Origin of the sequence: Actinomyces sp. HMSC08A09 (assembly GCF_001807465.1) — a bacterium.
GTDB lineage: Bacteria > Actinomycetota > Actinomycetes > Actinomycetales > Actinomycetaceae > Actinomyces > Actinomyces oris.
This window is the reverse complement of the sequence record NZ_KV789088.1, coordinates 57,235-67,386: the sequence shown is the minus strand read 5'-3', so window position 1 is coordinate 67,386 and position 10,152 is coordinate 57,235. Positions and strand designations below refer to the sequence as shown.

Genomic DNA, 10,152 nt, shown 5'->3' with positions numbered 1-10,152 from the left:
CGTCAGCGGGCGCCTGAGTGCTCTCGGTGCTGCGCGCGCCGAGGTCGCTGTCCTGCTGGCCGCGATGGCCCCCGGCGTGATCGTCGCCCTGGTTCTGCGTGAGATGCTCGCCCTGTTCCATAGGTGGCCCATTGTCCCCCATGCGCGCCCCCTCGCCCGATCACCCTGCGGCAGGACCTCCTGTCAAAGGCCGAGCCGGTGGGGGCCCTGCGTGAAATACTCACCGACATGACGGATACTCCCCAGTGGCCGGGCCACTCCTCGGGGCCCTTCCCACACGGTGCTGGCGGGCCTCAGCCTCCCTACGGACCTCAAGCCACTCAGGCCGTCCCGGCTCCCGACGGCGTTCAGGGCGGGGTGGGTTGGCAGAATCCGCCTGCGGCGGGCGGCCTTCCCGGTCAGCCGGTCATGCAGCAGCCGGCCCAGGCTCCCTACCTCCCGACAGGGGCGCCGGCGTCGTACCAGGCAGGTCCGGTCTATCCGGGCGCCCCCGACGGCGGGGCGCCCAAGCGCAGACGGCGCACCGCCGTCATCGTGGCGGTCGTGGTCGTGCTGGTCCTCGCGGTTGCCGGAGGGGGAGCAGCCTACTGGTGGCTGCATGTCCGAGGCGGGGCTCGGGCTGACCTGAAGAAGCCGACATCGGGCTGGACCAAGGCCTGGGCCAAGGGCTACGAGGAGGTCTGGGCTCTCGATGCCCCCAAGAACGAGCCCGGCCGTGAGGGGCATGTCTCGGTCGAGCACGTCGGCGACTATGTCATCCGGGCGGTCTCCGAAGACAGTCAGGTGCATGTCGAGGTGTTCTCACTGACGAGCAAGACTCCCAAGCTCCTGTGGGAGGAGGACTTCGAGTCAGAGGCCGAGTCGTACTCCCTCGACGTATGGAACGGAAAGCTGGTCGAGGCAGGCAAGCTCGTCGACCTCGGTTCCCAGAAGCATGAGGATGCTCCCTGGGAGGCGGGGGCCTCGGTCGCCATCAACGCAGACAAGGCGATCTCCTGCGAAGGCGCAACCTGCACCATGTGGTCCTCCTCCAAGCAGCGCCTCTGGCAGAAGAAGCTCCCCTTCGACGACCCCGGCTCTGCGAACGCCACCATCTCGCCCCGCTTCGACCACTATGCGGTAGCGAGCATCTTCTGGGGGAGGCAGACGCAGTACCTGCATGTCGACCTCAACACCGGTCAGGCCTCCCCGATTGAGGGCGCCTCGATGTCCACCTCGCCCACTGCCTTGCAGAACGGCTGGATGCTCTTCGACCTCCAGCCCCCGTCCTCGGGGCGGCCCGATACCGTGACCCTCATCAACCCCGATGGCTCGGTCAAGGAGACCTTTGATGTAGGCGTTCCTGAGGACTTCACCGACTACCCGTGGTCGCCCCAGGACTTCACCCTCGACCAGGCGCGCGCCTGGCTCAAGAACGGTGACACCTCCTGGGCGCCGTCGACCTACTCGATCAACAAGGATGACAAGGAGTGCACGTCCATCACGGTGGCGGGCCAGAGAATCGACCTCGGTGAGGACAACTCGCTGTCCGTGAAGTTCCCCGGCGTCGGCGGCTGCCAGGGCGTGCCCATCCAGGGCGTCCACCACTCCGGAGACGGGGAGATCGGCGTCTTCTTCGAGCACAAGAGCGAGGCTGAGACAGATCTGCACCTCGTCGACATGTCCACCGGTGAGAGCCCCATACCGCTCCCGCTGGGGAACTGGGCCGGCTACAGCCCCGAAGGCGACTTCCTCATCACCTTCGAGGAGAACGGTGCCGTCAAGGCCTACCGTCCGTCCTGATCCGCCCCGGCCCTCCTCGCGCACGCCGACGGCGATGCCACCGCCTGGCACAAGGAGCCGGGCGGCCGCTCAGCGCAGGCGGCGCTGCGCCCACTCCACGCTCAAGCGGGCGACCTCCTCCTGGGCCTGCTCCAGGGACTCGGCGTGGACATGGACCATCTGGCTGGAATCGGGCAGAAGCGGGAAGCCCTCGGCGGTGGCCTCAGCGGTGTCGGGCAGCTCGTTGGACAGCACCCCGTGCACCATGAGCACCGGCCAGGGCAGGTCCGCCAGGGTGCGCTGCGGATCCTGCATGGAGAAGTCCGCCAGCGTCTCCTTGGACAGGACGTTCCACTCGCGGGAGTTGGGATTGTCATCCACCAGGCGCGTCAGCCCGTGCTGGGCGAGCTCATCGAGCTGCTCGGAGGAGAAGATCTCCTCCCACAGGATCGACTGCGGCCCCACGATGGCCCCCACGAGAACCGCCGTGCGCACGTGCTCGGGCCTCGCCAGGAGCGCCGCCGTCGCCCCGAAACCGTTGGCGTGGATCATCTGCCGGGTGAAGCCCAGGCCGGCCAGCCAGCTGGAGGCCGCCCGCAGGTCCTCGGCCTCGCCCGCCAGCGTGATGACGTCGTCGTCGGACTCACCCAGACCCGAGAAGTCCAGGTTGAGCGTGGCCAGACCCGCCTCGCGGTAACGGGCACCGATCCAGTCCAGGCGCCCGCCCTGGCCGTGACGGTCGGTGAGGAAGTCGTGCGCCAGCAGGACCACGCCCTCAGGTCGCGCCTGTGGGGGCTGGGTGTCCTCCGACGTCGTAGAAACCTCCAGATCGATGGGGGCGGCTCCGGCAGGCAGCTGGAGGGTGCCGGCCAGGGTGATCCCGCGTGGGGTATCGATGCGGACGTCGTTCATGGGGTCAACCTAAGACAGAAAATAGGGGTGAGCATGGGGGATGCATCGGTAGTTCTTCCGATTGCGCTTCGAGCGTGACGGAGGCGTCGAGACCTCCGGACGCTCGCCGGGCTGTAGATATCTACGAACCGTGAGGATTCTCCGCTAACGGAGGATGCCGGACCGGGGACCAAGGGCCGAGGAGAGTGACAAGGGTGCCAGGCCGGGTGCGCACCCCGAGTCGCCAGGGATGCGCATCCGGCCTCAGCGCCGCCGTCGGGCGGGAGGAGGGCAGGGACGGGCGGGGCTGCCGAGCTACGCGGGAAGCGGCACCGCGCGGACCGTCTCGACGGCGCGGCGCACCAGGGCCTCATCGGTGCGCTGGGGCTCGTCGGGGGTCAGTCCCTCGCGGGGGCAGCGCATGTGGACCTCGCGCACGCCGGTGGACTCCACCAGGTCGACCAGGCCGTCGGGGCGCACGGCCCCGGCCGCGACCACGGTCGGCCCGCCACTGGCCACCAGTCCGGCGATCACCGAGGCGCCGTCGGCCGCGGTCTGGGCCGCCCCACTGGTCAGGACGTAGCGCACGCCCAGTCCCTCCAGGTCCCCATAGGCCTCGACGGTGTCGCGGCACTGATCGAAGGCCCGGTGGAAAGTGACGGGGGCGCCATTGGCCATGTCGACCAGCAGGCGCACGAGGCCGCGGTCAATGGTGCCGTCCTCGGTCAGGGCACCGACGACGAAGCCCAGGTCCACCGCCGGCGGCAGCGTCGTGCGCCCCCCGCCCGTGGCCTGGGGGCGGGTGAACTCGGCCATCTCCAGGGCCAGGGTGGCGATGCGCCGCACGTCGGCGATCATCGCCCGGCCCTCATCGGCGTTGTAGACGAAGGACCCGCCCCGGGGACGGATGAGGATCCGCAGGCCGAAGGGGGCGGCGGCCTCGGGCTTCTCCGCCCAGTGGGCGCCGGCCTGGGCACGGCGCTGCTCGACCTGCTCGGCGGCGGCGAAGATGGCGGCCTCGATGGTGCCGATCGAGGGGGTGGTGCCGGCGGCGGTGAGGTTCGCGCCCAGCTCGGCCCGGTCAGCCCCGGCCCGGGCGGAGATCCTCACGCCCTCGACGTCCTCGACACAGGTCTCCAGGACGACGTGGTCGGGGTGACGCCAGGCGGGGACGGGAGCAGTGATCGTGTGCTGACGCAGCGACGGTGCTGAGCCGGTGAGCCTCATTGCATTCATGGGGCTGAGTCTGACATGTCCGCACGATGATGGAAACCGACTTGACCTGGGAGTTCTTAAATGTCCTCCAGATCCTCGTAGGACTTGGGGTCCTCAATGGGCTCCAGGTGCGCCGAGATACGCAGGCTGGTGTCGGCCTCGATGAGCTCGTCGATGACCTGCTCAGTGAAGTCATGCCCCTTCTTGACGCTCCAGGCCGCCGGAACCAGCACGTGCAGCTCCATGAAACGCCGGTTGCCGGCCTCGCGCACCCGCACCGCGTGGAAGTCGATCATGCCCACCTGGCGGTGGCGCGCCAGAACCTCCTCCACGGTGCGCAGCACCTCAGCGGACGGGGCGATGTCCATGAGACCGCCCACCGAGTCTCGAATGAGCGTGAAGCCGGTCCACATGATGTTGAGCCCGGCCCCCAGGGCCACGACGGCGTCGAGCACGGCCGAGCCGAAGACGGCTACCAGTGCCACCCCGACCAGGACCGCGGCGGAGGTGACGACGTCGGTGGCCAGGTGCTTGGCGTCGGCCACCAGGGTCATGGAGCGCTCGCGGCGCCCGGCCCGGTAGAGCACCCACGCCACCGCACCGTTGAGGAGCGAGGCGATGACCGAGACCGCCAGACCCACCCCCAGCTGCTCGGGCATCCTCGGGTCGATGAGGCGCTCGATGGCGGAGATGATGATGACGGCGGCGGCCACGAAGATCATGACGCCCTCGACGACGGCCGAGAAGTACTCGGCCTTGGAGTGCCCGAACTGGTGGTCGGCGTCGGCCGGCTTGGCCGCGATCTTCAGCACGATGAGGGCGACGACGGCGGCGATGAGGTTGACCACGGACTCGGCGGCGTCGGAGAGCAGACCCACGGAGCCGGTCAGCCAGGCCGCGGCCCCCTTGAGAGCGATCGTGGCCAGTGCGGCACCGATGGACAGCCACGCGTAGCGGCTCAGGTCCTTGGGGGGTGAGTAGCGGGAGGACACGCCCCGATCATGGCGCGAGCCTCAGCGCCCTGACCACCCGAGGTTTCGTGTCGCCGCAACGCGCGGTCCGCGGCGGTCGGGTGTCCGCCCCACGCTGCGCCGTGGACTAAGGTGCCCGGTAGCGGCGGGCTGCCGGTCCGACACCGGGATCGACGGCGGGACAGCCGCCGTGACAGGAGCATGACAGGAGCGAAAGGCGGGCAACCGGGGTGCTGGACCTCTCTTCCCTTACGCTTCACATGCCGGCGTCCCTGACCGACACCTTCCGGCTGCTGGACCTGTGCGGGGTCCTGCTCAACGGGATCCTGGGCGGGCTCATCGCCCGGCGCAAGAACTTCGACCTGGTGGGCTTCGTCGTCCTGGCCATGCTCACGGCCACCGCCGGCGGCATCCTGCGCGACGTCATGATCCAGGCCGGCCCGCCCTTCGCTCTGACCGACCCCTACTACCTCTACACGGCCTGCCTGGGGGCGACGGTGGCCTGGTTCGTGCCGCTGACCTCGCGGCCCACCCGGCGCCTGCTCGTGGTGGCCGACGCCGTCATCCTGGGCTGCTGGGCCGCCACCGGGGCCTCGAAGGCCCTCACCTATGGGCTTGGCGTCATGCCGGCACTCCTGCTGGGCTGCCTCACCGCCATCGGCGGCTCCATGATCCGCGACGTCGCGGTGGGGGAGACCCCGGCCGTCTTCGGGGGCAACAAGCTCTACGCGATCCCGGCGCTCATCGCCGCCGGCACCCAGGTCGTGGCCGTCAAGGCGGGGGTGGCCGACGCTCACGCCATGCTCGTGTCCACCGTGGTCGGTGCGGGCCTGTGCGTGCTCGCCTACTGGCGCTCCTGGCAGCTGCCGGTCATCTCCGACCGGGAACGGCGCCGGGCCGGGCGGCGCGAGGCCAACGGCGCGCTCGTGGGCTGGCGCCGGGGGCTCATGATGGGGCCGCTCAAGGCCCCCTCCTGGCGCGGCCGCGGCGGGCAGACGGCGCAGGAGGGCACCTCCTCCCAGCAGCCCGAGCAGGGCTAGGGGCGGACTAAGGGGTTAGCCGGGCTCAGCCGGCCTCGAGGCGGCCTCAGGAACTCTCACCGACCGGGCGCACGCTGGCCTGACCGGCGTCGACGGGCTGGGACTGCGCGCCACTCTTGCTCGAGGGAGCCCCGAAGAGCCGCTCCTTGACGGCGTCGGCGACCTTCTCGGTGACGGCCTCGCCCTGGGTGCGCACGGCCTGCTTGACGTGGCTGGAGGCGGCGTCGACCCGGGTGCGCACGAAGGGCTGCTCGGCGACCTTGGAGGCCGCGGTCTTGATGCGCTCGTACTGGGCGCGCCCCGCGCGGGTCCCGAGCACGTATCCCGCGCCGAGTCCGAGGATGAAGGGGATCTTGCCGGCCATATCGTCTCCTGAGCTTGAAGGAAGCACTGCTGGGTGAGCCATCACCATACCGGCCGGGGGCCGGGGCGACTGACGTGAAGGGGGCTCGTGGCCCGCGTGATCGCCCACAGCGTCACGCGCGGGGGCGCTGCGGGGCTGGCGCGGTCCTCGCCCCTGGAATCACACAGTATTCTCCGAGGAGTCGCCGGAGGAGGGGATCGAGCCCGCCGCGGGGTCCTGGACGCTGGTGCCGTGGGCGCTCGGCTGGGAGGCAATCAGGCCGTCCGGTGTGACGGTGGTGATGTAGGAGCGGCCGCCCAGGATGACGCCGAGCGTCACCAGCAGCCCGGTGCCCATGAGGGTGGCCACCTGCAGCAGGTTGAGGTCGGCCAGGATCGCGTGGCGGCGCAACGAGGCGGCCGTCGAGGCAGCGGAGCTGGTAGGGCCGTTCGGGCCGGTGGGGCTGGTGGGCTCTGCCGGACCGGTGGAGTCTGTGGAGAAGGGGGACATCTGATTCCTCCTGTTCGTTGGGGATGGGAACGGGGGCGTCTGCCCCGATGAACCCAGGTAACCGCCGGGGCCTGTCGTCCGTGTAGGGCGGGCCTGTGCCGTCCCTGTGAACCGGGCAGGCTGCGGGCCGATCCGCATGCTGGCGGGGATCGAGGCTGGTGGAAGGGTCTGCGTGAGACATGCCGCATGGAGGGGCCGGCCGGGAAACGGCCTGCTCTCAGCGGTGGCCGCCGTGAGGCCGTCAGCGGCGCGGGGCGGCCTCCAGCAGCTCGCGGGGCAGGAGGCGGGCCAGCTCGTAGCCGTCGGCGCCCACGACGACGGGCACGTCGGCCTCGGCCAGGGTCCGGGCCTCCGGCCCGATGCCCATGGGGTGGGCGGTCAGCCCTCCGGCGAGCACCTGCTGGGTGGCGGTCAGACGGCGGATGGCGACGGCGGCGATCCGGTCGGCGTGGTGGCGGGCGGCCTCGCCGTAGATGTGTGGGTCGTGCTGGCCGTCGTCGCCGAAGAGGATCCAGGTGATCTGGGGCAGGTCGATCATGAGCCGGCGCAGCTCGGTGCGCTTGTGCTCGATGCCCGAGCGGAACCAGCCGGTGTTGGTCGGCCCCCAGTCGGTCATGAGCGCGGGCCCCGAGGGGAAGCCGTGGCGGGAGAAGAAGGAGCGCAGGGTGGGGACGACGTTCCAGGCCCCGGTGGACAGGTACATCATCGGGGTGCCCGGGTGGGCGGCCTGGATGCGCGAGTAGAGCTCGGCCATCCCGGGGACGGGCTCGCGCGCCGAGGAGTACTTGACGAGCTGGTTCCAGGCGGCCACGAGTACGCGCGGGACGTGCGTGACCATGGCGGTGTCGTCGATGTCGGAGATGATGCCCAGGCGCGGGCCCTCGGGGATGATGAGGACCTTGGCGGCGACCGCGTGCGCCCCCATCGCCTCGATCCTGGCCTCGTGCCAGCCGGGCTCCAGGCCGTGATCGCGCACGACGACGTCGATGTAGCCGCTGCGGTCGGCCCGGGTGCGCACACTGGCCCGACCCACGTGGACCGTCACCGGCAGGAAGGCCACCGGCACCTCGATGAACAGACGCCAGCCGCGTTGGGCGTCGCTCAGCCCGGTCATGGCGAAGCTGCGGGCCTGGGCGGCGCTGACGGGAAGAGTGTCGGGCAGGGAGCGGAACAGGGGTCCCTCGGCGGGGGCGTCCTGGGGACGCATCACCATGCGGGCCAGGACCCGGGCCATGGGGGCGGGCCGGGTGGACGTGGCGGGTTGGGAGGAGTCGGAGGAGGCTCTGCGGGAGGCTGAGGCGGGGCGCCGGTGGACTCCGGCCGCGCTGCGCTGGGCCGCGGTGTCCTGGTGCTGCGGCGCCGTCGGGCCGGGCTGAGCCGGGGCGCTGGTGCCGTATCCGTCGTAGGGAATGACGCGGGGGCGCCAGCCCTGACGCTTGAGGACCGGGACGGTATCGCGATGGAACCGGTCCTCGACGGCGCGGGCGATGTCGGAGAGGGGCACCCCTGGATCCTAGACGACGGGCCGATTCCAAGGGGGCCGATGCGAAGGGCTTCTGGGGTGATGGGGACGGGCTCTGTCACGACACGCCGCCCAGTGGCATATAGAGGCGCTCCGACGACAAGACGACGCCAGGTGGACTACGCGCCGCTCAGACGCTCAGAAAAAGGGGCGGCAGCCGTTCGGGGCTCCTATGATCGAGCCACAATTTTTGCTGCCATACGTGCGGATTTCAGGGCCATGGGCCCGTATTTCTTGGCCGCCACTGCCGTAAGACCCGCCGCCACCGCGAAGCGGCGCGTATGTTTCTCTCGTTTCTTGCCCCGGTGGTAGGCGCATAGGGCCGCGCCAGTCTCGATGTCCCTGCCGCACTCGTCACATGTCGGCACGGCGACGCAGCTGTCGGCAGACTCCTCCGCATCTGTTGGCGTGTCGGTACTTGCACCTCCGGGAGACAGCATCAGGGGAGGCTCGGTCTCCGCTCCGCAGATCTCGAGCGCACGAGTATGAGACGAGAGGATTTTGGCAAGGTGCGGCTTCTGGTCCTTATGAGCGAATGAGCTGAGCGTTGTGATGGCGGCATCGTTGTCCAGGTGTAGGTCTTTGAGCAGGTTCTGGAACTGGCTGAGTGTTGTCCTTGCGGCGTCTTGCTCGCCGTGATGCATGTGTACTAGGGCGGCTGCTCGGGTCGCGCTCTCCAGCGCCGCAACCGCACGCACGACCTGTTCGGCGCACTCCGCGTTCTTCTCAGTCAAAGACATCTGCGACTGGATTGCAGTCGTCGCCTCGGCCATCAGAAACCCCAGACCCCCACGTTCCCTGTGCCTATTGAGGTTGGCAAGATCGCGGGCGATGGATCGGGTGATTTGGTCCTGCCCTACGACGGCCTTGTCCAGGGCTTGGTTGAGCAGAAGTTTGCGGTTTTCGCTGTCCGATACGTGGTGTGCTTGCTCGATGAGTGACCACGCGCTGTCCACGAGAGCAAGACGGTCATCCTGAAGCCCTGCCTTGACCTCGGAGACAGCTTCCTCGATTTCACGCAGTCCCCTCATGATCTCGAATTGCATGGCCCTGGTTCGGAGGTTGTTCCACGCCTGCGACAACTCCGGGGCGAGGTGTTTCGTGTCGAGCCGTAGAACGTGACGTATCCGCCCATTCTGATCGACCAGGTGCGCGAGATTATCACCTGAACGGTCAACCTGGAAACCGAGTTCCCCACTGTCGATCTGTTCCTGGAGGAACGATGGGATGTCTGCAACCACGGTAGGTTTGGGGAGGAGCGAAGTGGCTACGTCCTCTAGCTCAGGCAGCAGAGCAAGTGCTTGTCGTGCATCACCAAACAGGGTCTTGTAGTTCTCATCGTGCCGAGCGAGCCCCCAGTAGATTTCCCCAGTCGATTCAGTCAGTTGGCTGCTGGTGCCGGCGTTAGTAATGTCCTCTGGGACAGTGCTGCTGCAGTTGTGATAGGTTAAACACGCTCTGTCGTCTTCAGGGCCATTGCCGTGGCACAAGGGAGTTGGTTCAGACGGCATAACGCTCCTTCTCTGAGATCCAAGTCACCGTGATCGTGTGTAGCGCCCTTGAGTCTCGGTGCTGGGCTTCAGGGGAGCGGTAACCAGTCTAGGCTCCCGGGGCCTGGATCGCAGATGTGTCGACCGCCCTCAGACGTTCTAGTCCTGTGCGGTACGACGAGGGCTGCAGGTCACATTCGACGGATCCATGGCGGCTCTCGGAGCAGGGACTCAGAGATATTAACTGTTCACCTGTCGGTACGTTGATAGCGGAGCAGTTTTCCTCCTGCCTGCTCACGATTCCTTAACATGCACTCCAGTCCAGAACTGGTCCGCTCTGGGCGATCGGGGCGAGTGATGCGATGGGTAATATGACATTATAGCAAGTCAGCGGCTATCAAGATATGGA

Annotated in this window: 9 protein-coding genes; 2 read left to right on the top strand and 7 right to left on the bottom strand. The window is 68.5% G+C overall.

Annotated features, from left to right (window positions below):
* Positions 1 to 228: 228 nt before the first annotated feature.
* Positions 229 to 1,782: a hypothetical protein gene (locus tag HMPREF3165_RS01915; RefSeq protein ID WP_256274764.1), complete on the top strand. Its 1,554-nt coding sequence runs from the start codon at positions 229 to 231 to the stop codon at positions 1,780 to 1,782.
* A 69-nt stretch (positions 1,783 to 1,851) separates the two neighbouring features.
* Here the strand turns inward: HMPREF3165_RS01915 and HMPREF3165_RS01910 are convergent, their stop codons facing one another.
* From HMPREF3165_RS01910 to HMPREF3165_RS01900, 3 genes are all read right to left on the bottom strand, one after another.
* Positions 1,852 to 2,673, bottom strand: a complete 822-nt coding sequence (locus HMPREF3165_RS01910; RefSeq protein ID WP_070510461.1) for an alpha/beta hydrolase family protein — start codon at positions 2,671 to 2,673, stop codon at positions 1,852 to 1,854.
* A gap of 294 nt (positions 2,674 to 2,967) precedes the next feature.
* Positions 2,968 to 3,879 carry a copper homeostasis protein CutC gene (locus tag HMPREF3165_RS01905; RefSeq protein WP_176746985.1) on the bottom strand — a complete coding sequence of 304 codons (912 nt, stop codon included), beginning with the start codon at positions 3,877 to 3,879 and terminating at the stop codon, positions 2,968 to 2,970.
* Between the two features lie 65 nt (positions 3,880 to 3,944).
* The gene (locus tag HMPREF3165_RS01900) at positions 3,945 to 4,859 is read right to left on the bottom strand and encodes a cation diffusion facilitator family transporter (RefSeq protein ID WP_070510459.1); all 915 of its coding nucleotides are present in this window, start codon (positions 4,857 to 4,859) and stop codon (positions 3,945 to 3,947) included.
* Positions 4,860 to 5,098: 239 nt separating this feature from the next.
* Between HMPREF3165_RS01900 and HMPREF3165_RS01895 the strand changes: the two genes are divergently transcribed.
* A complete protein-coding gene (locus tag HMPREF3165_RS01895; RefSeq protein WP_070510468.1) occupies positions 5,099 to 5,878 on the top strand; it encodes a trimeric intracellular cation channel family protein in 780 nt (259 codons plus the stop codon).
* Positions 5,879 to 5,924: 46 nt separating this feature from the next.
* Here HMPREF3165_RS01895 and HMPREF3165_RS01890 read toward each other — a convergent pair whose 3' ends face one another.
* The 4 genes from HMPREF3165_RS01890 to HMPREF3165_RS01875 all read right to left on the bottom strand — a co-directional run bounded on the left by HMPREF3165_RS01890 (position 5,925) and on the right by HMPREF3165_RS01875 (position 9,764).
* Positions 5,925 to 6,242, bottom strand: a complete 318-nt coding sequence (locus HMPREF3165_RS01890; protein WP_070510457.1) for a protoporphyrinogen oxidase — start codon at positions 6,240 to 6,242, stop codon at positions 5,925 to 5,927.
* Between the two features lie 159 nt (positions 6,243 to 6,401).
* On the bottom strand, positions 6,402 to 6,731 hold the full coding sequence (locus HMPREF3165_RS01885; protein ID WP_070510455.1) for a hypothetical protein: 330 nt from the start codon (positions 6,729 to 6,731) through the stop codon (positions 6,402 to 6,404).
* A 241-nt stretch (positions 6,732 to 6,972) separates the two neighbouring features.
* A complete protein-coding gene (locus tag HMPREF3165_RS01880; protein ID WP_070510453.1) occupies positions 6,973 to 8,235 on the bottom strand; it encodes an App1 family protein in 1,263 nt (420 codons plus the stop codon).
* A gap of 188 nt (positions 8,236 to 8,423) precedes the next feature.
* Positions 8,424 to 9,764: a hypothetical protein gene (locus HMPREF3165_RS01875; protein ID WP_176746984.1), complete on the bottom strand. Its 1,341-nt coding sequence runs from the start codon at positions 9,762 to 9,764 to the stop codon at positions 8,424 to 8,426.
* Between the last annotated feature and the right edge of the window lie 388 nt (positions 9,765 to 10,152).